Annotated in this window: 17 protein-coding genes; 9 read left to right on the top strand and 8 right to left on the bottom strand. The window is 74.1% G+C overall.

Annotated elements, in window-relative coordinates; all coding sequences use genetic code 11:
* Positions 1–93 precede the first annotated feature (93 nt).
* The 5 genes from BUE44_RS22080 to BUE44_RS22060 form a co-directional block, all read right to left on the bottom strand.
* Entirely contained in the window at positions 94–2,028 is a 1,935-nt protein-coding gene (locus BUE44_RS22080) for a S9 family peptidase (RefSeq protein WP_073500715.1), read from the bottom strand.
* Positions 2,029–2,149: 121 nt separating this feature from the next.
* Positions 2,150–3,934, bottom strand: a complete 1,785-nt coding sequence (locus BUE44_RS22075) for an N-acetylglutaminylglutamine amidotransferase (RefSeq protein WP_073500714.1) — start codon at positions 3,932–3,934, stop codon at positions 2,150–2,152.
* A gap of 22 nt (positions 3,935–3,956) precedes the next feature.
* Entirely contained in the window at positions 3,957–6,521 is a 2,565-nt protein-coding gene (locus BUE44_RS39605; protein ID WP_073500713.1) for a carboxylate--amine ligase/circularly permuted type 2 ATP-grasp protein, read from the bottom strand.
* 502 nt (positions 6,522–7,023) lie between these two features.
* Positions 7,024–8,301: a hypothetical protein gene (locus BUE44_RS22065; protein WP_073500712.1), complete on the bottom strand. Its 1,278-nt coding sequence runs from the start codon at positions 8,299–8,301 to the stop codon at positions 7,024–7,026.
* A 119-nt stretch (positions 8,302–8,420) separates the two neighbouring features.
* Positions 8,421–8,879 carry a winged helix DNA-binding protein gene (locus tag BUE44_RS22060; RefSeq protein WP_073500711.1) on the bottom strand — a complete coding sequence of 153 codons (459 nt, stop codon included), beginning with the start codon at positions 8,877–8,879 and terminating at the stop codon, positions 8,421–8,423.
* Positions 8,880–9,249: 370 nt separating this feature from the next.
* On the opposite strand from BUE44_RS22060, the gene BUE44_RS22055 reads away from it, so the two are divergent.
* Positions 9,250–9,786, top strand: a complete 537-nt coding sequence (locus tag BUE44_RS22055) for a hypothetical protein (protein ID WP_073500710.1) — start codon at positions 9,250–9,252, stop codon at positions 9,784–9,786.
* Positions 9,787–9,804: 18 nt separating this feature from the next.
* Positions 9,805–10,287, top strand: coding sequence for a hypothetical protein (locus BUE44_RS22050; protein ID WP_143172545.1), 483 nt, complete (start codon positions 9,805–9,807; stop codon positions 10,285–10,287).
* A gap of 104 nt (positions 10,288–10,391) precedes the next feature.
* On the opposite strand, the gene BUE44_RS22045 is transcribed toward BUE44_RS22050, so the two are convergent.
* Positions 10,392–11,198 carry an IclR family transcriptional regulator gene (locus tag BUE44_RS22045; protein ID WP_073500708.1) on the bottom strand — a complete coding sequence of 269 codons (807 nt, stop codon included), beginning with the start codon at positions 11,196–11,198 and terminating at the stop codon, positions 10,392–10,394.
* Between the two features lie 399 nt (positions 11,199–11,597).
* On the opposite strand from BUE44_RS22045, the gene BUE44_RS22040 reads away from it, so the two are divergent.
* Genes BUE44_RS22040 through BUE44_RS22010 form a run of 7 tightly spaced genes read left to right on the top strand, consistent with a single transcriptional unit; the run spans position 11,598 to position 18,608 of the window.
* The gene (locus BUE44_RS22040) at positions 11,598–12,671 is read left to right on the top strand and encodes an ABC transporter substrate-binding protein (protein ID WP_235002347.1); all 1,074 of its coding nucleotides are present in this window, start codon (positions 11,598–11,600) and stop codon (positions 12,669–12,671) included.
* Between the two features lie 41 nt (positions 12,672–12,712).
* Positions 12,713–13,738 carry an NrtA/SsuA/CpmA family ABC transporter substrate-binding protein gene (locus BUE44_RS22035; RefSeq protein WP_073500706.1) on the top strand — a complete coding sequence of 342 codons (1,026 nt, stop codon included), beginning with the start codon at positions 12,713–12,715 and terminating at the stop codon, positions 13,736–13,738.
* Positions 13,735–14,595, top strand: a complete 861-nt coding sequence (locus BUE44_RS22030) for an ABC transporter permease (protein WP_073500705.1) — start codon at positions 13,735–13,737, stop codon at positions 14,593–14,595. Before BUE44_RS22035 ends, BUE44_RS22030 begins: the two co-directional genes overlap by 4 nt.
* Positions 14,592–15,419, top strand: coding sequence for an ABC transporter ATP-binding protein (locus BUE44_RS22025; protein ID WP_079189968.1), 828 nt, complete (start codon positions 14,592–14,594; stop codon positions 15,417–15,419). Before BUE44_RS22030 ends, BUE44_RS22025 begins: the two co-directional genes overlap by 4 nt.
* Positions 15,416–16,324: an ABC transporter substrate-binding protein gene (locus tag BUE44_RS22020; protein WP_073500704.1), complete on the top strand. Its 909-nt coding sequence runs from the start codon at positions 15,416–15,418 to the stop codon at positions 16,322–16,324. The genes BUE44_RS22025 and BUE44_RS22020 overlap by 4 nt, the downstream gene beginning before the upstream one ends.
* 2 nt (positions 16,325–16,326) lie before the next feature.
* Positions 16,327–17,412, top strand: coding sequence for an LLM class flavin-dependent oxidoreductase (locus tag BUE44_RS22015; RefSeq protein ID WP_073500703.1), 1,086 nt, complete (start codon positions 16,327–16,329; stop codon positions 17,410–17,412).
* On the top strand, positions 17,409–18,608 hold the full coding sequence (locus BUE44_RS22010) for a M20 metallopeptidase family protein (protein ID WP_073500702.1): 1,200 nt from the start codon (positions 17,409–17,411) through the stop codon (positions 18,606–18,608). Before BUE44_RS22015 ends, BUE44_RS22010 begins: the two co-directional genes overlap by 4 nt.
* A gap of 93 nt (positions 18,609–18,701) precedes the next feature.
* Here BUE44_RS22010 and metX read toward each other — a convergent pair whose 3' ends face one another.
* On the bottom strand, positions 18,702–19,862 hold the full coding sequence (gene metX, locus BUE44_RS22005) for a homoserine O-acetyltransferase MetX (protein ID WP_073500701.1): 1,161 nt from the start codon (positions 19,860–19,862) through the stop codon (positions 18,702–18,704).
* On the bottom strand, positions 19,859–21,217 hold the full coding sequence (locus BUE44_RS22000) for a bifunctional o-acetylhomoserine/o-acetylserine sulfhydrylase (protein ID WP_073500700.1): 1,359 nt from the start codon (positions 21,215–21,217) through the stop codon (positions 19,859–19,861). The genes metX and BUE44_RS22000 overlap by 4 nt, the downstream gene beginning before the upstream one ends.
* Positions 21,218–21,401 lie beyond the last annotated feature (184 nt).

Below are 21,401 nucleotides of genomic sequence, written 5' to 3'. Positions count from 1 at the left end.
GCGCGGACCGGCCGGGCTCGACCGGGGTCCAGGTCGAGCCCGGCCGGAAACAGCCGGAAACGGTCGGGAAGCCGGCCGAGGCGGGCGGTGCGGTCAGGTGGTCCAGCGGGTCAGCCACTGCCCCGCGGCGGCGTACAGGCGTTCGCGGTTGGCGCGGCGGGCCAGGTCGTGGCCCTCGTCGGGGAAGACCAGCAGCTCCGCGGTGGCGCCGAGCCTGCGGGCCGCCCGGACGAACCGCTCGGACTCGCCGGGCGGCACGTTGGTGTCGAGTGCTCCGTGCACCGCGAGCAGCGGCGCGCGCAGGGCTCCGATGTGCGTCATCGGCGAGAGCAGCGCGAGCAGGGCGTGGTCGTGCACGGGGTGGCCGTACTTCACGGCGGCCGACTCGGCGTTCCACGGCTCGGTGTCGGAGAAGAAGGTGGCGAAGTCCGAGATGCCGCTCACCGCGACACCGGCCCGGAAGAGGTCGGGGTGCCGCACCAGGACCGACATCACCAGGTAGCCGCCGTAGGAGCGGCCCATCACGGCCAGCCGGTCCGGATCGGCGAGCCCGGCGGCGACCAGGTGGGCGGCGCAGTCGGCCACGTCGTCGATCGCCGCGAAGCGGCCCGCCCCCAGGTCGGCGGCGAGGAAGGCGCGCCCGTGGCCCGAGGAGCCGCGTACGTCGGGGGCGAAGACGTGCAGGCCGCGGGCGAGGAGCGCCTGGTACAGCGGGTCGAGTACCGGCCGCTCCTGGCTCTCCGGGCCGCCGTGCAGATGCACCACGCACGGGCCCGCGTCCGGGACGCCGGGTGCCCGGTGGAACCAGCCGGACAGCGGCAGGCCGTCCCGCGCGGTCAACTCCAGCAGCAGCGGCGGTCGCGGGGCCGACGAGGCGGGCGCCGGCCGCGAGCGGTGCCAGGTCCACGCGGTGCGCACCGGGTCGCCGTCCGGCGCGGCGACCCACACGCCGGGCGGCCGGACCGACGAGGACAGGGACAGCAGCAGTCCGCCGGTCGTGGCGGGCTCGGCGCGGGTGACGACCTCGTGCGGCAGCCGGACCTCGCGCACCGCTCCCAGAGTGCCGTCCGCTCCCGGCACGGCGGTCTCCAGGAGGCTGCGGCCATCGCGGTTCCACACCAGCGCGGCCCGCTCGACCGCCCGGTCGGCACTGAACAGCTCCAGGTCGGCGTCGGGCCGGGCGGCGGCCTCCACGGTCCGGCCCGGGGCGCCGTCGGCGGTCAGTTCGACGGCGAGCAGCGCGGCGTACTCGCGGTCCTCGTCACTGCGCAGCCACAGGGTCCTCGCGTCGGGAGAGAAGCGGCCCACGCGCGGGTCGCCGTCGGCGGCGGGCAGCAGGCAGGTCTCCCGGCCCGAGACGGTGTCCAGCACGACCGCCTCGCGGTGGCCGCGCGGCCCGCGCCGCAGCAGGATCCACCGGCCGTCGCGGGAGACGTCGCACACCCGGAGAGTGGCGGAGCCGGTCTCGGCGGCCACCCGGCGGGGGGCGGCCCGGCCGTCCGGGTCGACCAGCGAGGCGATCAGCAGGCCCATCTCCGCGGTCGCGCTCCGGGCCGCGGCGGTGTGCGCGTCCGCGGGCCCGGGAGCGGGCGCGTCGCCGTCCGCGGCCACGGCCTCGGTGACCGCGAGGGCCGTGCCGTCCGGCGTCCAGCAGCCGAAGGAGGCCGCGGCGGGCGACCCGGCGCCGGCCAGGACGCGGTGGCCGGAGCCGTCCGGGCGTACGCAGCGCACCACGGTGTGCTCGCCGCCGCCGGGCGCCGAGGTGTAGGCGATCCACCGGCCGTCGGGCGACCAGCTCACGTCGGTCACCGGATCGGCGCGCTCGTCGAGCAGCCGGGGCTCCGCGTCGCCGTGCGCGGCCAGCCACAGCTGCGGTGTGCCGCCCCGGTCGCACACGAAGGCGGCCAGTGCGCCGGTGGGATCGGCCGACGCCGGCCCGCAGCGGTGCGGCGGGACGGCGGCCCCGCCGTGCGGGGAGGTGGGGGAGGTGTCCGCCGGCGCGGAGCCGGTGTGCGCGGTCGTGCTCATTCCACTCCGTTGGTCGGTGCGCTCCGTCGGTCGGTACGCCACCGGGCGGTACGCCGCTGGTGGTACGCCGTGTCGCCCGGCGCACCACGCGACGCCACCGCCGCCCGGCGTCCCGTACCGCTCAGGTGACTCCCTGGGCCTGCAGCCAGATCTCCAGCAGCGCCGCCTGCCACAGCGCGTTCGCGCCCAGCGTGGTGCGGTGCTGCTCGGGCGCGCTCAGCAGCTCGCGGAGGTAGTCGTCCCGGAAGATCCCGCGGGCCCGCGCCTCGGGCGCGCCGAGCGCGTCGCGTACCCGTCGCAGTACGGGCCCTGCCATGTGCCGGATGGCCGGTACGGGGAAGTAGCCCTTGGGCCGGTCGGTGATCTCGACCGGCAGCAGGGTCCGGCCCGCGGCCTTCAGGACGCCCTTGCCGCCCTCGGCGAGTTTCAGCTCGGGCGGGCAGGCCGCGGCCAGTTCGACGAGTTCGTGGTCGAGGAAGGGCACCCGGGCCTCCAGGCCCCAGTCCATCGTCATGTTGTCCACCCGCTTGACCGGGTCGTCCACCAGCATGACCTGGCTGTCCAGCCGCAGCACCGCGTCCAGCGCCGCGTCGGCTCCGGGGCGGGCGAGGTGGTCGCGTACGAAGTCGCCCGAGGCGTCGCCCGGCAGCGGCACCGCGGCGTCCACCATCCGGGCCAGCTCGTGGTGCGGGCGGTCCACGAACACCCTGCCGTACGCGGCGGCGGCCTCGTCCCGCGCGATCCCGGCCATCGGCGGGTACCAGTCGTAGCCGGCGAAGATCTCGTCGGCGCCCTGGCCGCTCTGCACGACCTTCACATGGCGGGAGACCTCCCGGCCGAGCAGGTGGAAGGCGACCACGTCATGGCTGACCATGGGCTCGCTCATCGCGAGAACCGCGTCGTCCAGCGCCTCGGGCAGCTCCCGCGACGGTATGGAGATGCGGTGGTGGTCGGTGGAGTAGCGCTTGGCGACGAGGTCGGACCAGGTGAACTCGTCGCCCGACTCGCCGCCCTCGCTGTCGAAGCCGATGCTGAAGGTCGACAGGCCGCTCGCGCCGGCCTCGGCCAGCAGCGCCACCACCAGGCTGGAGTCGAGGCCACCGGAGAGCAGCACCCCGACCGGCACGTCGGCGACGGTACGGCGGCGCACCGCGGTGCGCAGCGCGTCCAGTACGGCGTCCCGCCAGTCCTGGGCGTCCATGCCCGCGTGCTGGGGCAGCCGGGCGTGCGGCGGGTCCCAGTACAGGTGGTCCATCTCGGTGCCGTCGGGCTCGATCACCCGGACGGTGGCGGGCGGCAGCTTCCGTACGCCCGCCAGGATGGTGCGCGGGGCGGGCACCACGGAGTGGAAGCTGAGGTAGTGGTGGAGCGCGACCGGGTCGAGCGCGGTGTCGACGTCTCCGGCCGCGAGCAGTGCGGGCAGGGACGAGGCGAAGCGCAACCGGCCAGGACGGGCGGCGGTGTAGAGCGGTTTGATGCCGAGCCGGTCGCGGCCGAGGACCACGCGGCCCGAGTGGTGCTCCGCGACGGCGAAGGCGAACATCCCGGCGAAGTGGTCGACGCACTGCGTGCCCCACCGGCGGTAGGCCTGCAGCAGCACCTCGGTGTCAGAGGTGGAGTGGAAGCGGTGCCCCGCCTTCTCCAGTTCGGCGCGCAGCTCGCGGTGGTTGTACAGGCAGCCGTTGAAGACGACGGTCAGCCCGCCGTCCGGGTCGGTCATCGGCTGGTCACCGCGTTCCGACAGGTCGATGATCTTCAGCCGGCGGTGGCCGAGCGCCACGGCGCCGCGCGACCACAGGCCCCGCCCGTCGGGGCCGCGCGCCGCCAGGCGGTCGGTCATCCGCTCGACGGCCGCGAGGTCGGGGAAGGTGCCGTCGAATCTGATCTCGCCGCTCAGCCCGCACATACGCACCTCCGGTCCGGGCGGCTCATGACGCGCCGCGCAGTATCCATGTGTCCTTGGCGCCGCCGCCCCGCGAGGAGTTGACGACCAGCGAGCCGCCTGCCGCGACCCGGGTCATCGCCGACGGGAGCACCGTGGTGGTCAGCCCCACGGCGCCGGAGCCGTCTCCTTCCCGCTCAGCGCAGACGAACACCCGCAGGTCCACGACCCGCGGTTCGAGGCGCTCCCCGTCGAAGGTGGGGTGGCTGGTCAGCTGCACCACGTCCTGCGCCACCCACGCGTGCGGGGAGACCAGCAACTCCGCGCGCAGCCGGGCGAGTTCCTCGGGTGAGGCGTGCGGTCCTATGACGACCCCGGCGCCGCCCTGGCCGCCCACCGGTTTGACGACCAGGTCGGGCAGCCGGTCCAGGACCTCGTCCAGGACACCGGGCTCGCCCGGCAGCAGCGTCGGCACCTGGCGGAGCAGCGGCTCCTCGGCGAGGTAGTAGCGGATCAGCCGCGGCACCATGGCGTACAGCGCCTTGTCGTCGGCGATGCCGTTGCCCACGGCGTTGGCGAAGGTGACCCGCCCGGCCCGCGCCACCGCGAGCAGGGCCGGCCACAGCGGTGTGCCGTCCGCCCCGTCTGCCTTGGCCAGGTCGTCCTCGTCGATCCGCCGGTAGACGACGTCGAAGGGCCGGTCGTCGAAGCCGGCCCCGTCGGGTCCGGTACGGCTGCCGCGCACGGCATGCACCCGGCCCTCGCGGACCACGAGGTCGTCGGTGGTGTGCAGCGCGCAGCCCATCTCCTCGGCCAGGGTGCGGTGTTCGTACCAGGCCGAGTTCTCGGGGCCGTCGCTGAGCAGCATCAGCCGCGGCTCGGCCACCGGCGCCGCCGAGCGCAGCACGCGGGCGAGGGTGGCGGGGACGTCGTCGACGCCCAGCACGTGCGGCCCGGGGACGACGGGCCCCAGCCGCCGCGCCGCGTGCGCGTAGGCGATACCGGACGGCACCCGGAGGTTGTCCTCAAGCACCATCCAGCCGTGGACCGCGTCCCGCACCAGGTCGATGCCCGCGACGCTGATGCGGACGGTGCCGGGCCGCCCGGGAACGCCGGCCGCGCCCTCCACCTGCCGTTCGGGCAGGAAGCGCGGCGCGACCACCTCGTCGCGCAGGACGTCCTGCTCGCCGTAGGCGTCGTGCAGGAAGGCCTCCAGGGCGCGGACCCGCTGGCCGAGCCCGGCGCGCAGCGTCTTCCAGTCGTCGGCCTCGATCAGCCGGGGGACGGTGTCGTAGGGGAAGACGCGGTGCGTGTCGTCGTGGTCGGCGCGGAAGCGCACGCCGAGTGCCTCCTGGCGCTTGCGCAGGTCACGGGCCGCGCGTTGCAGGCCGGGGACGCCGGCGCGGTCCAACTCGGCCAGCACCGGCCGGTACAGCGGCCGTACCTCGCCGGTGACGTCGACCATCTCGTCGTGGTCGGCGCGGTAGCCGAGCAGCAGGCCGCCGTGGTGCGGCGGGTGGTCGAGGTCGCGCTCGCCCGCGGTGCGCGCCACGAGCATGCCGACCGCCGCCGGCAGGCCGTCGGCGTCGGCCACCCGCCTGATGTGGTGGGCGGCGCTGCCCAGGCCGAGGGTCTCCTCGGTCAGTTCGACCACGTCCGACCAGTCCCCGAGGCGTTCGAGCACCGGGCGCAGCCGGGTCACCAGGGCCCGCACCACGCGCGGCGCCGGGCGGGGCAGGCCGTCGGCGGGATGCACCAGGTCGCCTTCGAGACCCGACCTGGCGGCCCGCCAGGTCGCCGCCCGCAGCCACGTCGTGCGCTCGCCGTCGCCGCGGCGGCCCGCCGCGACGGCCTCGCACGCCTCCACCACCAGTGCCCGGTACAGTCCCGCGATCATCACCGCGGTCTCCGCCCGGGGAACGGCGTCGCAGATGCGCAGTTCGAGGGTCTGCAGGTGCGCCGAGGGCCGGACGTCGTAGTAGACCATGCCCGCGTCGCTGATCACACCCGACCTGACCAGATCCGCGATGGCCCGGTCGTAGTGCTCGGCGGAGCGGAAGTGCCCGGCGGGGCCGGTGGTGGGCCAGCGTTGCCACAGCAGGGTGCGCCAGCTGGCGTAACCGGTGTCGGAGCCGAGCCAGAACGGAGAGCTGGCGGACAGCGCCAGCAGGGTCGGCAGCCAGGGTGCGAGCAGGCCCATCGCCATGATCCCGGTGTCCCGGTCCGGTACGTCCACGTGGACCTGGAGCCCGCAGATGAGCTGTTCCTCGGCGACGACCCGGTAGTTCTCCGCCATGCGCCGGTAACGCGGGTCGGCGGTGGCCTCGATGGTGCCCAGCCGGGCGAGCGGCGCGGTCCCGGCGGCCACGGTGCCCAGGCCCAGCGGCTCCGCGGCGGCGCGCAGCGCGCGGCGGGAGGCCTTGACGTCCTTGAGCAGGTCCGCGAGCGACCGGTGCGGCCTGCTGTTGGCCTCGACGATCGACTGCTGCAGCTCGGTGGTGAAACCCCGCTCGGGCAACCGGTCGAGGACCTCACGGGCCCGCGGGACCAGCGCTCCCGACTCCAGGTCCACGACGTGGAATTCTTCCTCGACTCCGACCAGTTCGGCCATGCCGTCTCCATTTCACGTGAGCCCGCGCACGGGTTGAGCAGACGCGGCGGGAACGCCCGGGAACCCGGGATCGCCGCCGGACCGCACTGCGGTGTGCGTCTTCTGCCCGCGTATCGGGGCTGCAAGAGAGGTCGTGGACCGCACTCGCTCCCCGAGAGGTGGCCACCCGGGGGCTGTCGCCGCGCCGTTGCGGTGGGTGTCGAGTGCGCGGACGCCGCCGAACAGGGCGGCGGAGCACCTGTCCTGCCCGTGGCCGCGCGGGACACGACGGCCCGACGCCGTACGCCGAGCCGCGCCTCCGCCCTGCGGGCAGGTGCTGTCCCAGAAGTGTCGGCCCCCGCACGCCCCGTGGCAAGACGCCCCCGGCATCGGATGGCTCCCGCGCCCGGCGGCCCCGGGCGCGTCGCCCAGGGCCGCGGTGGCGGACTCGTGGTGCGCGGGTCCCCGCGACCTGCGGCTCCCCGCCCCTGTCCGGGAGGGCGCGGGCGCCGGGCGGGAGGCCCTACGAGCAGGTCGGGACGCCCGGCAGCCAGGCCTGCGGCACGTCGATGTAGATGTTCGAGATGTACCCGCCGTAGCCGGGCAGGTAGGCCCACCCGTCGTTGCTGTACCCCTCGGCATTGACGAGCTGCCCGTGCACCTGGCAGCTGACCGTGACGTTGGTGGGGCCGGCCAGGGTGGCCACGGTGGTGGAGCCGGTGTTCGCCTGGGAGTGGATGCGTACGCCGGTGCCCCAGGTGGTGAAGGGGCTCCCGGAGCTGCCGCCGGTGGTCCATAGGTAGGTGACGGTCACCCAGCCGTTGTTGTTCAGGCCGACGTTGTAGAAGGTGCCGTCGGCGAGGTCGATGCCCGCGGGGTTGGAGACGGTCCGGCCGAAGCCGTCGTGGCCGCCGTTGTAGCCGCTCTGGTAGGCGGCCTGCGCCTCGGGGAGCCCCTGGGCGAGGTCGCCGAAGCTCTGCCGGACCGACGACGGGTTCCAGTAGTCGTCCTGGGTGTTCCACGGGCCGACGTCCCAGACAGGCGCGGTCTCGCACCGCACCGGGCCGCAGACCTGTACCGAGTACTGCCCGCTGCCGTTGGGCGACAGCCCCCGGCGAGAGGGCAGCGCGACGAAGTGGTCGCTGGGGGCGATCACATGGCCGTTCGCGGTGGTGCCGCCCACCAGGCCCTCGCGGGTCGCGTACACCCGGGCGCCGACGGCCGCGGGCCGCGCCACGGCCGGCGCGGCGGCGGTCCGATCCGCGTGCAGGCGCAGGCCACGGATACGCGCGCCCGCGGTGGCGTCCTGCAGGGTGATCCGGCTCTGCACGACGGTGACCTCGACCGGCAGGTCGGCCGGGACGCGGGCGGTGGCCTCCCGCCACTCCGTCCAGCTGCCGTCGGCGGCCCTCCCCCGTACGTCGACGACGGCGCTCGCACCGGCCGGCAGGTCCGCCCGCAGGTCCGCGGTGACACGGTTGACCGGCGCGGACAGGGTGTGGGCCGGCTCCGTCTGCGAGGCGAAGCCGGCGGTGGCGCCGCCCGCGGCGGCGGTGTGGAAGGCCGGGGACGCCACGCGCAGGGCCCCGGCGGTGTGGACGAGGTTCACCTCGTCGGCCCCGGCGGGACCGAGGTCCACCGTCCAACCGGCCGACGAGGGAGCCGGTGCGCGCGACTCGGAGGCGGCGGCGGGCAGCGCCCCGCCGAGCAGCAGGGACCCGAGCGCGGCGGCGAGGAGGACGAGCCGTGGGGCGCGCACCGGGCGCGAGGGCGGGGAGTCTCCTGAGGATGATGTGTACATGGCGACTGACGTTACTGGCGGGGACGGGGTCCGCCAAGGGTGCGAGGGGCGCGGAGACGCGCGGTGGCACCGGCTTCACCCCGCCCGCCGCTCCCCCGGCGGCGTAGGCCTCCGCCCGTTCACGCGTGCCGCGCGTTCAGGCGCTCGGTGATGAGCGTCAGCACGCGGCCGGCGGTCAGCAGGTCCTCGGCCGGGATGCCCGCGTAGGCGTAGCCGATCGCCTCCTTGATGCCGGACGCGATCCGGTCGTGCTCCGCCCGGCCCGCGTCGGTGAACCCCAGACGCGTGACGTCGTCGCCGGACTCCGCCAGCAGGCCGGCGTCGGTGAGTTCACGCAGCGCCGCGCCGGCAGCCGCCAGGTCCGTCCTGAGCGCGTCGGCGATCATTCCGGCCAGCCGGTCACGGTCGGCGGAACCGCCCAGGGCCGCGGTGAACTTCAGCGCGACCCACTGGGTCATGCCGAGGCCGGTGACGGCCAGGAGCCGCCGCAGGATCGGCGCGTGGGCGTTCTCGGCCTGGCCGAGGATCTGCGGGTTGAGCGACGGGGCGGTGCTGGAGGGTGAGGCGGAGGTGGTCACGGGACACTCCCAGGTCGCTGGCCGGCCGAACGTCTCCCGACAAATGTTAATGCCACTAACGTTTTTTCCACCAGGGTGTGCGACCCGCCGACCCGGGGCCGCGAGCCATCCGGTCGACCGAACCGCACCGCGTGCTGGGCCCGGCGGACGAGCGGCTTTTCCTCCCAAGCGTTTCGAATTCCTCAAGAGAACCTCTGAGGTTCTTCCATCAGTACGGATTCCATTGTATTCCTCTCAGGTATCTGACAGGGTCGGACGCAGCCGGACCGATGGAAACGCCAGGCGTTCCAGTGAAAAGACGAACACGTTGGTTCGTGTTAATTCTGCCGTCGAACGGCAAGATCCGGCGCACCTTATTCGAGGAGTCCGAATGAACCGTCGCTCAGCCATAACCGCCTCCGCCGTCGCATCCGCGGTCGCCGTCCTGACCATGGGCGCCGCCCCCGGCGCCATCGCCGCCGACTCGCACGCGAGTGGAACGGTGCATCCCATGTCCTGCCCCATGGACAAGGGGACGTACGTCAGTGGCGCGAAGAACACGTTCGTTCCCGACCCGGGAAAGAAGGTCTACGGCGCCACCGGCGTGACCCTGTCGATCACCGCCGCGAAGGGCACGTCGTGGACCGGCACCGTCACTGCCAGCGGAACGGTCGAGGTCGGCCTCATCGTGGCCTCGGCGAAGGAGACGTACGGCGGCAGCTACTCCTGGGGCAAAACCACGACCGTGACGCTCGGTGGCACCTGGAAGGTGCCGTCGAACAAGACCAGCGGGTGGCTGGCTCTCGGCTCGATGGGTTCGCACATGAACTGGATCACCACGCAGACCCAGCCGAATTGCAGTTCCAAGACCCTCGGTAAGGGGACCATCAACCTGCCGAAGCTTTCCCCGTACATCGCCCACTCGTAACGGAGTATCGACGTGGCCTTGGGAATGCGTTCCCGGATGCTCCTGCCGGCGCTCGTGCTCGCCGCGCTCACCGGCTGCGGGGGCTCCGGCACGCCGGCTGACAGCGCCGGGCACCCCACCCCGCCGGCCGCTCCCACCCCCGCGGCCTCGACCTCGGCTGCGGGAGCCGGCCTGGCAGACCCCCTGCCCGACCGGCTCCCGCCGGGCACGAAGGTCGTGCTGCGGCGCACGGGCAGGGGTCCGCAACCGCTCGACCTGAGCGGACTGGTGAGCAGGACGGACGAGGTGACCCTGCACTGGCTGTGCGCGGGCGGCGCGGACGGCGTACGGGTGACGGATCACGCCGCGATCGTGGTGGGCAGCGACTGCAGCGCCACCGCGGGCCAGGCGACCCTCGCGTTCACCGGAGTGGTGCCGCCCTCCGGCAGCCGGGACCTCTCGTGGAAGGTGCAGGCGGGTGCGAGCACGATGTGGCGGATCGCCGTGACAGTCGGCACCTGAGGCTCGCGGCACCGAGCCGGTCGGTCGTGGCCGGGTTTCGTGGCCGGCGAAGCCCGGTTGCCGGTCCGCGCCCGCAACGCGAGGGCGTTCGGGCGCCGGTGCGGCTATCCGACCACTCCGGTGGCGTGGTGGCGCTGCGACGGGGGGAGCAGCAGGACTTCCAGGGCGCGGGCGCAGGCGTGGGCGCGGGACACGAACCACGCGAGCCGGTCGTCGGTGATGACGTCGGGAGTGGAGCGCACCGCGAGGGCCGCGTGCGCGTGGCCCGCCGCGTCGAGCACCGGCACCGCGGCGGTCCGCACCCCGTAGGCCGACTCGCCGTCGTTGAGCGCGTAACCCGCCTCCCGCACCCGGTCCAGCTCGGCCCGCAACTCGGCCAGTCCGGTGATGGTGCGGTCGGTGTGCGCCCGCAGCGGCGGCAGATCGTCGATCTCCTGCTCGCCCGGACGCGCCCACGCCAGCAGCACCTTGCCGAGCGCCGTGGAGTGCAGCGGGCGGCGCAGACCGAGCCCGGACGCCGCGTTCACCGATCCCCCGACCAGGATCACGGCATGGGACCCGCCGCGGATGGCCAGATCGGCCGTGGTGCCCGTGGACCGTGCCAGCGCGTCGAGTTCGGGGACCGCGCGGTGCATCCCGCGTTGATGCAGGGAGAGTTGGCCGAGTTCGGCGACGGACGGGCCGAGCCGGTAGCGGGCACTGTGCTCGTCCTGTTCCAGGAAGCCCGCCGCGACCAGCGTACGGGCCAGTCGGTGCGCCGTGGACACCGAAAGCTCCATGCGGCGGGCGAGTTGGGACGCGGTCAGCTCGCCCGGGTTGTCACGGAAACAGTGCAGCAGCCGGAGCGCGCGGGTGACCGCCTGCGCTCCCGGGGGCGCCCCGGCACCGTTGGCGCGCGCGTCCGTCGTCATGGCCCAAGCATGCGGAGGCTGCCACGATCTGGCAACTGTTGCCAGAACATTGCGCCATGTCTCCCGGCGTGAACTCTGCCCGACGGAGGTCATCCCACATGATGGGAAACGTTGCTTTGGACCGAATGTGTGTGCCAGCCTCCGTTGCAGACCGCATGCCGCACACCGCAACGGAAGGGGAGCACCCGTGATGACCACGCCCGGCCTGCTCAGCCCCTTCCGCTCGCTGCTGTCCGCGCGGCTGTACCTGGACCTCGGCCGGTCCCGCGGCACCTGCTGTCGCTGACGCCCGCCGTACCCCGCTCTCGTAGGACTTCTCGCCTTGTGGTGCCCCGCGACGCGCCGCACGCCGCGTACGCCCGCGCCCCACCCTCCCGACACATGCCGCTTGGAGCACCCATGTCCGTTCCGGACGAGATCTGGTTCACCCGCTGCCCCGTCCCGACCGCCACCGGCATCGCGGCCGACCGCGGCAGCCTCGCCGCGGAGTTCGCCCCCGACGGGATCGCCGTGCGCTCGCTGCGGGACGCCGCCGGGCAGGCGGACTCCGACGGGCTGCCGCGGAGCCACTTCACGCACGAACTGACCGCGCTGTTCCGTGAGGGCGGCAACGTCCCGGCGCTGTGGGCACGTTCCCGCGGTGAGGCCACCCGGCTGATCGCGCTGACGTGGATCGAGGAGCGCCAGTCGATCCTGGTGCGCCAGGACAGCGACCTGCGGACGCCGGAACAGCTGCGCGGCAGGCGGCTGGCAGTCCCACGCCACGACATCGCCATCGACTTCTGGCGGGCCATGGCCCTGCACGGGCACGCCGGCGCCCTGCGACTTGCCGGACTCACCTTGGACGACGCCGAACTCGTCGAGATCCCCGGTGTACGGCAGGGCCAGTGGGAGGGCGAGCTGGCGGCGCTGCGGGACGGGCGGGTCGACGCGGTCTACGTCAAGGGCGCGGTCGCCGTCGAGACCGCCCGGCGCTACGGGGCGAAGGTCGCCGTCGACCTGGACTCCGTGCCGGACCGCAGGTCCCGGATCAACAACGGCACCCCGCGCCCGATCACCGTCCACCAGCGGCTGCTGGACGAGCATCCCGACCTGGTGGTGCGCTTCCTCGCCGTTCTGCTCGAAGCCGCCGACTGGGCCGCGGACCACCCCGGCGACGTGGCCCGCATCCTGGGCGCCGAGACCGGGGCGGGCCCGGAGGGAGTAGCCGGTGCCTACCGCGACGGCACCGCGGGCAGCCTGCGGCTCCACCTCGGCCAGGCGCGACTGGACCTGCTCGCCGAGCAGGAGCGGTTCCTCTTCGCTCAGGGCTTCCTGCCCGCCCCCGTGGACGTCGCCGGCTGGGCGGACCACGAGCCGCTGCGCCTGGCCCACGAACTGCGCGCCGCCCGAGCCAAGGAGGCCGCCACCGCCCCGGCAGCCGCCGAAGCCGTATCGCCCCGCCCCGCGGGCGCCCCCGCCACCACCCCCTGAATTCCGCGCCCATCCCGGCCGGCCATCTCCTGGAGAACTCCGTGAACGTCCGTCACATCACCCTCGCCACCACCTCGCTGCTCGCCGCCCTGAGCCTGGCAGCCTGCTCCTCGTCCTCCGGTGGGTCCGCCCGTGCGGACACCGCGGGAGGCAGCGCCCCCACCATCACCGTCCGCATCCCCGACGGCGGCAACTCCGGTGTCCTCGCACTGGGGCGCAAGGACGGCTCGCTCGACAAGGCACTGGCCAAGGTGCACGCCAAGGTGGCGTGGACAGGCACCGCAGGCGCGTTCGCTCCCGCCGCGCAGGAACTCGACGCCAACGCGCTGGACTTCGCCGAGGGCTCGATCACCTCCGCGATCGCCGCACTCGCCCAGACGCCCGGCTTCAAGCTCTTCGCCGCCGTCGACCCCGACCGGCTCGGCGAGGGCATCCTGGTGAAGAAGGACTCCGGGATCAACACCATCAGCGACCTCGTCGGCAAGAAGGTCGCCGTGTGGCACGGCGGCACCAGCGAGTACCTGCTGCTCAAGGCCCTCCAGCAGCAGCACGTCCCGGTGGACCAGGTCAAGCGCGTCTACCTCCAGCCCAACCAGATCGGCCCGGTGTTCAACTCCGGGCAGGTCGACGCCTGGTCCACCTGGGCCACCTACTCCATCCCCGCCGTCGCCAACTCCGGCGCGCGTTTCCTGACGACCGGCGGGCAGGTCGGCTCGGACAACTACGCGGTCTGGGCGGTCCGCAACGACTTCGCCGGCAAGCACCCCGACGTCGTCAAGGCGCTCTACACCTACCTGCACGACGCCGGGATCAAGCAGCAGCAGAATCCGGAGGCGTACCTGAACGTCAAGACGACCTCCGGCCCGCAGGCGATCAGCGCCACGCAGCAGGCCATCGCACTGCCCATCAACAAGGCGCTCGGCACCGCGCAGCCCATCGGCGACACCCAGCTCGCGCACTTCGCCACCGTGGCGCAGTTCTTCGCCGACCAGAAGATCACCAAGGGCGTCCTCGACGTCAAACCGCATGTGATCGACATCAACGCGGCCGCGGCGGGTACCGAATGAGCGCCCCCGCTTCGATCGGACCCATCGGGACATCGGCCGATCCCGAGGCGCCGGGGCTGGTCACCCCGCGGCCCAAGGTCGACAGGCCGCGCCCGCGCGCGGTGGGCCTGGGGCTGCGGCTGCTCGGCCCGCTCGTCCTGCTGCTGGCCTGGATCTGGGCGTCCGCGTCCGGCACTCTCGGCTCCTCGCTGCTCGCCTCGCCCCGCCAGGTGCTGTCCGCTTTCCGGGAGCTGTGGACCAGCGGACAGCTGGGCGACGCGCTGTCGGTCTCGCTCACCCGGGCCGGGCTCGGCCTGGCCTTCGGCGTGACGACCGGGCTGGTGCTCGGTGTGATCACCGGCTTCTCCCGGCTCGGTGAGGAACTGCTCGACTCCTCGCTGCAGTTGCTGCGCACCATCCCCTTCCTGTCCCTGGTGCCGCTCTTCATGGTCTGGTTCGGGATCGGCGAGACCGCCCGGGTGGTGCTCATCGCGGTGGCGACCAGCTTCCCGATGTACGTCTCGGCCGCCGGCGGCGTGCGCAACACCGACCGCAAGCTGGTCGAGGCCATGCGCAGCTTCGGTATGGGCCGGCTCGCCCTGGTCCGCGAGGTGGTGCTCCCCGGCGCGCTGCCCGCGCTGCTGTCGGGGCTGCGGCTGTCGATGACGCTCAGCGTCATCGCCCTGATCGCCGCGGAGGAGATCAACTCGACGGCGGGCATCGGCTACCTGATGTCCACCGCCCAGGAGTATTCGCGCACCGACATCCTCACCGTCTGCATCCTCATCTACGCCTTCATCGGGCTGTTCGCCGACGGCGTCGCCCGGGTCCTGGAACGGCTGTTGATGCCGTGGCGCATCCGGGGGGCCGTGCGATGAGCGGGACACTGGCCGGCACCGGCCGGGCGCGGCAGGCAGCCGCCGGGGACCTGCCCGGCGGCAGCCTGGCCGCCGTGCGCATCCGGGGCCTGCGCCGCACCTTCGGCGCCCGCGACGTGCTGGACGGGCTCGACCTCGACATCGCACAGGGCGAATTCGTGGCCCTGCTGGGCGCGAGCGGCACGGGGAAGACCACCCTGCTGCGTATCCTCGGCGCCCTGGACCGGCACGACGCCGGCACGGTGCTCGTCCCCGAGACGCGGACCGTCGTCTTCCAGGAGCCGCGCCTGGTCCCCTCCAAGAAGGTGCTCGGCAACGTCACGGTGGCCCTGCCGCGCGGCCCGCACACCCGGGAGACCGGGCGGCGCGCGCTCGCCGAGGTCGGCCTCGAAGGGCACGCCGACGCCTGGCCCGGCACCCTGTCCGGCGGCGAGGCCCAACGCGTCGCGCTGGCACGGGCGTTGATTCGCGAGCCGGAACTGCTGCTGCTCGACGAGCCGTTCGCCGCGCTCGACGCCCTCACCCGGCTGCGGATGCACGACCTGGTCGGCGAGCTGTGCCGCCGCCACCGGCCGGCGGTCCTGCTGGTCACGCACGACGTGGACGAGGCGATCCGGCTCGCCGACCGCGTCGCCGTCCTGCGCGACGGCCGGCTCGCCACCGACGAGCGGATCGCGATCGACCACCCGCGGGACAGCGCGGACCCCCGGTTCGCCGCCCTGCGCACCCGGCTGCTCACCGAACTCGGCGTCCACCGCGCGGAGCCCGTACCGCAGCCCACCCGCGACACCGCACCCGCCACCGCCAAGGAGTCCCCCGCATGACCGTCAACATCGGCGTCCACCAGGCCAACCCGTCTCTCTACCACCTGTCCCGGCTCGGGCTGCTGGAAGAACTCCTCGGCGCCCAGGGCGAGACCGTCGTCTGGCACCGGATCGGCGGCCTGGACACCGCCGCGGCCCTCGCCGACGGCACCATCGACTTCGGCGGCACCGGCTCCACCCCGCCCCTTTCCGCACAGGCGCACGGCTACGACCTGGTCTACGCGGCCGTCTCCGCGCCCCGGCCCGGCCACGGCGCCCTGCTGGTCCGCGCGGACAGCGACATCGCCTCCGTGACCGATCTGAAGGGCGGCACCGTCCACCTGGCGATCGGCTCCTGGCAGACCCACTTCGTCGCCAAGGCACTCGCCCAGCAGGGACTTTCCTACGGCGCCGACATCACTCCGGAGCGCTCCGCGGCCGACTCCTACCAGGCACTGCTCGACGGCCGGATCAACGCCTGGGTGGGGCAGGGCGCGGAATTGGCCGCCGCCCGCCGCGAGGGGCGGGTCCGCACCCTGGCCGAGGCCGGCGACCTGATCGCCGACCGCTCGGTCTTCTTCACCCGCCGCGACGTCGCCGACTCCCGCCCCGAACTGGTGGGCCTGATCACCCGCGCGCTGCAGGCCGCCGACACCTGGGCCGCGGGCCACCTGGACGAGGCCGCCGACATCGCCGCGGCCGACCAGGGCGGCAGCGCGGCGGACTGGCGCGAGGCCCTGGCCGCCCTGCCGTGGCGCCTGGAGCCGGTCTCCGACGCCTTCGTCGCCGAGCAGCAGGAGGCCGCCGACATCCTCGCCGCCGCCGGTTTCCTGCCCCGGCCCATCACGGTCGCCGACGCCCGCCACCCGGGCCTCGACACCGTCGCCGCCCAGGCCCTCGCGGCCGCCGAGTCCCCGGAGAAGTGACCATGCCCAGCCCCGAGATCCTCTGGTACATCATCCCGCGCGAGGGCGCCTACCCGTGGGAGCCCGAAGGGCGCCGCGGCGTCGACCTGGCCTATCTCCAGCAGCTCGGCGTGGCGGTGGACCGGCTCGGCTACGACGGAGCGCTGTTCGCCACCGACCTGTACGACGTGTGGCCGCTGGCATCGGCGGTCGCCGCGGTGACCCGGCCCAGCTTCAAGCCGCTGCTCGCGGTGCACCCCGGTCTGATCTCGCCGACCGTGCTGGCCAAGATGGCGCTGAGCTTCGCCCACCTCTTCGGCCCCGACCGGCTGCGCTTCAACGTCGTCAACGGCTCGACCGAGGCGCTGCGGCAGGCCGGGCTGCAGCTCGAACACGACGAGCGCTACGAACTGAGCGCCGAGTACTGGAGCATCGTCAAGCGGCTGACCGCGGGCGAGGTATTCGACCACAAGGGCAGGTTCTACGAGCTCACCCAGGCAGGCGCCGGCCTGCGCGAACTCACCCCGATCCAGGGCGGCGTGCACACCCCGCTGTGGTTCGGCGGGTCGTCGGCACCCGGCATCGAGATGGCGGCGGAGCACGTCGACGTCTACCTCACCTGGGGTGAACCGCCGCACCTGCTGAAGGAGAAGCTGGAGCGGGTACGCGAGCGCGCCGCCCACTACGGCCGCGAACTGCGCCTGGGCCTGCGGCTGCACCTCATCGTCCGGGACACCGAGCAGGAGGCGTGGGCCGCGGCGGACCGACTGCTCGACGTCACCAGCCAGGCGACGTACACCCGGATGCTGGGCGACCCCGAGGGCAAGGACGGCGAGGGCTGGGCGCGGCAGTTCCGCCAGCACGGCGGCCGGGTGCCCGAGCACGCGCGGGAGCTGGTCAAGCACCCCAACCTGTGGCCGGGCATGAGCCTGTTCCGCCCCGGTCCCGGCACCGCCGTCGTGGGGAGCACCGCGCAGGTCGTGGAGCGGCTCGGGGAATTCCAGGACCTCGGCGTGGACACCTTCATCCTGTCCGGCAACCCGCTGCTCGAGGAGTCCTACCGGATCGCCGAGACGGTGCTGCCCGCCCTGCGCGGCACCGCGCGGTGAACGCCCTCCTCGCGGAGGCCCGCCTCCTCGGGCTGCACGAGCTGCGGCAGACCCTCCACGAGCACCCGGAGACCGGCCTGCGGCTGCCCCGCACCCAGCAGGCCGTCCTCGGCCGGCTGGACGGCCTCGGCCTGGACCTGCGCACCGGCACGGCGCTGACGTCGGTCGTCGGCGTCGTGCCGGGTGCGCGGCCAGGACCGACCGTGCTGCTGCGTGCCGACCTGGACGCCCTGGAGTTCCCCGACGGCCCGCGGCACGCGTGCGGCCACGACCAGCACGCCGCGATGCTGGTCGGGGCCGCGCACCTGCTCGCGGCCCGGCGCGACCGGTTCGCGGGCGATGTGCTGCTGATGTTCCAGCCCGGCGAGGAGGGCCACGACGGGGCGCGGCTGATGCTGGCCGAGGGCCTGTTGGAGACCACGGGAAGCCGTCCGGTGGCGGCGTACGCCCTGCACTCCAGCGCCGCGGCGCCGGCCGGGCAGTTCGGCAACACCGCGGGGCCGGCGCTGGCCGCGAGCGGCACTCTCGCGGTGACCCTGCACGGGGCCGGCGGCCACGGCGCCTGGCCGCACCGCACCCGCGACCCGGTCCCGGCCCTCGCCGAACTCGTCACCGCGCTCAGCGCCCTGCCGGCCCGCAGGTTCGACCCGTTCGACCCGGTGGTGCTCACCGTCGGCACGGTGCACGCGGGAAGCAGGCCCGCCATCATCCCCGACCGGGCCCGTCTGGAGGCGACGCTGCGGGCGCTGTCCGACACCACGCTGGCCCGGCTCGCCGCTGCCGCGCAGAGCACGGCCCACGGCATCGCCGCCGCCCACGGCCTGGAGGCCCGGGTCGAGTACGTCCCCGGCTATCCGGCCACGGTGAACGACGCCGCCGAGGCGGACCTGGTGCGCGCGGCGGTCACCGACCTGTTCGGTCCCGGGCGGTTCGTCCGCGGCACCCGCCCGGCCCTGGTCTCCGACGACATCGGCCGGGTGCTCGCCGACGTGCCCGGGGTCATGACGAGCCTCGGCGCCTGCCCGCCGGACCGCGACCCGGCCACCGCCCCCGGCAACCACGCCCCGGACGCGGTGTTCGACGACGCGGTACTGCCGGACGGCGCCGCCCTCCTCGCCGAACTCGCCCTGCGCCGGCTCGCCGCGGCGGAGTCCGGGCAGCCCGCGGAAGGCGCGGGGGCGGGCCACCGCCCCTGACGTGAGGGAGGACCGCCCCTGGCCGGAGCCGCCGCCCCCTGACCCCGGGAGACCCGCCCGCCGCCGCGGTAGGCGGCGGGACCCGGCGGCGGGTCAGCCCGCCAGCAACTCCCGCACCAGCGCCGCCACTTGCTCCACCTCGATCAGGAACCCGTCGTGGCCGTACGGCGACTCGACCACGCGCGGGCGGTCCGCGCCGGGGATGCCGGCGGCCAACTCGGCCTGCTGGTGCAGCGGATAGAGCCGGTCGGAGTCCACTCCCGCGACCAGGGTCGGCGCGGTGACCCGGCGCAGTGCCGCGGCGGTCCCGCCCCGCCCGCGCCCCACGTCGTGCGAGTTCATCGCCTCGGTCAGGACGACATAGCTGGCCGCGTCGAACCTCCGCACCAGGGTCTCGGCATGGTGGTCGAGGTAGGACTCGACGGCGTAGCGGCCGCCCTGCCACGGGTTCTCCGCGCCCTGCGCGGCGCGCCCGAAGCGTGCGGCCAGCTCCGCCTCGCTGCGGTAGGTCACATGGGCCAGGCGGCGGGCCAGGCCCAGCCCGGCCGCGGGGCCGCCGCCGGGTCCCGCGTCGTGGTAGTCCCCGCCGCGCCAGTTCGGGTCGGACCTGATGGCGTGCAACTGCACGGCCGACCAGGCGATCTGCTCCGCGCTGGCCGCGGCGGGCGAGGCCAGCAGCAGCAGCGCGCCGACCCGCTCGGGGCGGCTCACCGCCCATTCCAGGGCGCGCATCCCGCCCATGGACCCGCCCACGACGGCCGCCCAGCGGCCGATCCCGAGCGCGTCGGCCAGCGACGCCTCGGCGGCGACCTGGTCGCGCTGCGTCAGGAACGGGAAGGCGCCGCCCCACCGGCGGCCGCCGGGTGCGTACGACGACGGCCCGGTGGTCCCCTGGCAGCCCCCCAGCACGTTCGGTGCGACCACGAAGAAGCGGTCGGTGTCCAGCGCGCGCCCCGGTCCGACCAGGCCGTCCCACCAGCCCGCGGTCGGATGCCCGGGCTCCTTCGGCCCCGCCACGTGGCTGTCGCCGGTCAGCGCGTGCGCCACCAGCACCGCGTTGGAGCCGTCCGGCGCCCGCCGGCCCCAGGTCTCGTACGCCAGTCGCACCCCTGGCAGCTCGCCGCCCGCTTCCAGCGGCAGCGGGCCGGCCAGGTCATGCAGGCGGCGGCGCCCCGGCGGGTCCCCCGGCTGCCACGCCCCTGAGGCGGGCAGCAGGGGGACGCCGGCGGGCGGCCTGAGGCCGGTCTGGTTCAGGACGCGCCCTTCGCCGCGCGGAAGCCCGCCTCCAGGTCCGCGATGAGGTCGGCGACGTTCTCGATGCCGACCGACAGCCGCACCAGGCCCGGTGACGTTCCGGTGGCCGCGAGCTGCTCCTCGTCCAGCTGGCTGTGCGTCGTGGACGCCGGGTGGATGATCAGGCTGCGCACGTCACCGATGTTCGCCAGGTGGCTGAACAGCTGCACGCCGTCGACGAAGCGGCGTCCCGCCTCGGCTCCGTCCCGCAGTTCGAAGGCCAGCACCGCCCCCGCGCCGCGCGGCAGGTAGCGCTGCGCGGCTTCGTACCAGCGGCTGGACGGCAGGCCCGCGTAGTGCACGGCCGCCACCTCGTCGCGTTCCTGGAGCCACTCCGCGAGCGCCTGGGCGTTCGCCGAGTGCCGCTCCAGCCGCAGCGACAGCGTCTCGACGCCCTGCAGCAGCAGGAAGGCGGAGTGCGGCGACAGCGCCGGGCCGAGGTCGCGCAGCAGCTGCACGCGCAGCTTGATGGCGAACGCACCGGGTCCCAGGGCCGGCCAGTACTGCAGGCCGTGGTAGCTCGGGTCCGGCTCGGTGAAGTCCGGGAAGCGCTCGGCGTGCGCACCGAAGTCGAAGGTGCCGCCGTCCACCACGACACCCCCGATCGTCGTCCCGTGGCCGCCGAGGAATTTCGTCGCCGAGTGGACCACCACGTCGGCGCCGTGCTCGATCGGCCGCAGCAGGAACGGTGTGGGCACCGTGTTGTCCACGATCAGCGGCACGCCCGCCTCGTGCGCGACGTCCGCCACCGCCCGCACGTCCAGGACGTTGCCGCGCGGATTGCCCAGCGTCTCGGCGAACAGCGCCTTCGTCTCGGGCCTGATCGCCGCCCGCCAGGCGTCCTGGTCGTCCGGGTCCTCGACGAAGGAGACCTGGATGCCGAACTTCGGCAGCGTGTGGCGGAAGAGGTTGTACGTGCCGCCGTACAGCGACGCGCTGGAGACGATGTGGTCGCCGGCGCTCGCGAGCGTCAGGATCGCCAGCGTCTCCGCCGCCTGGCCCGACGCCACCGCGACGGCGGCGACCCCGCCCTCCAGGGCGGCGATCCGCTGTTCGAGGACATCCTGCGTCGGGTTGTGGATGCGGGTGTAGATGTTGCCCGGCTCGGCCAGCGAGAAGAGGTCGGCGGCGTGCTTGGTGTCCCGGAAGACGAACGACGTCGTCTGGTAGATCGGCACCGCCCGCGCCCCCGTGGTCGGATCGGGGTCGGCGCCGGCGTGCACCTGCCGGGTCTCGAACGACCAGGCGGACGTGGTGTCCGCGGGAACCTCGTCGGGGGTGTGCCCGGCGGTGACGGAGTCGATGGGCTGTGTCATGGCTCTCCTGAAGCAGGTGCGGATGGGGCGATCGGGGACCGGAGAGGCGAGAGGGATATCCCCGGCGGTGTCCCGGTGGTGTCCCGGTGGTGGCTCAGCGCGATGGCGCGCAGGGCCGCGTCGGGACGCGCGAGGCGGACCGCCGCCACTGGGAAGGCAGGAGGGCGGAAGGCGCCGATTGCGC

Source organism: Actinacidiphila paucisporea (genome assembly GCF_900142575.1).
GTDB classification, from domain to species: Bacteria; Actinomycetota; Actinomycetes; order Streptomycetales; family Streptomycetaceae; genus Actinacidiphila; species Actinacidiphila paucisporea.
The sequence above is the reverse complement of the archived record's forward strand: the minus strand, read 5'-3'. Positions and strand labels throughout refer to the sequence as shown.

Excerpts from the sequence above, each read along its gene's own strand:
- BUE44_RS22045 (WP_073500708.1), bottom strand. The coding sequence starts at position 11,198 with ATGACGACGGACGCGCGCGCCAACGGTGCCGGGGCGCCCCCGGGAGCG.
- BUE44_RS22055 (WP_073500710.1), top strand. The coding sequence starts at position 9,250 with ATGAACCGTCGCTCAGCCATAACCGCCTCCGCCGTCGCATCCGCGGTC.
- BUE44_RS22040 (WP_235002347.1), top strand. The coding sequence starts at position 11,598 with ATGTCCGTTCCGGACGAGATCTGGTTCACCCGCTGCCCCGTCCCGACC.
- BUE44_RS22030 (WP_073500705.1), top strand. The coding sequence starts at position 13,735 with ATGAGCGCCCCCGCTTCGATCGGACCCATCGGGACATCGGCCGATCCC.
- BUE44_RS22080 (WP_073500715.1), bottom strand. The coding sequence starts at position 2,028 with ATGAGCACGACCGCGCACACCGGCTCCGCGCCGGCGGACACCTCCCCC.
- BUE44_RS22020 (WP_073500704.1), top strand. The coding sequence starts at position 15,416 with ATGACCGTCAACATCGGCGTCCACCAGGCCAACCCGTCTCTCTACCAC.
- BUE44_RS22015 (WP_073500703.1), top strand. The coding sequence starts at position 16,327 with ATGCCCAGCCCCGAGATCCTCTGGTACATCATCCCGCGCGAGGGCGCC.
- BUE44_RS22075 (WP_073500714.1), bottom strand. The coding sequence starts at position 3,934 with ATGTGCGGGCTGAGCGGCGAGATCAGATTCGACGGCACCTTCCCCGAC.
- BUE44_RS39605 (WP_073500713.1), bottom strand. The coding sequence starts at position 6,521 with ATGGCCGAACTGGTCGGAGTCGAGGAAGAATTCCACGTCGTGGACCTG.
- BUE44_RS22025 (WP_079189968.1), top strand. The coding sequence starts at position 14,592 with ATGAGCGGGACACTGGCCGGCACCGGCCGGGCGCGGCAGGCAGCCGCC.
- BUE44_RS22065 (WP_073500712.1), bottom strand. The coding sequence starts at position 8,301 with ATGTACACATCATCCTCAGGAGACTCCCCGCCCTCGCGCCCGGTGCGC.
- BUE44_RS22000 (WP_073500700.1), bottom strand. The coding sequence starts at position 21,217 with ATGACACAGCCCATCGACTCCGTCACCGCCGGGCACACCCCCGACGAG.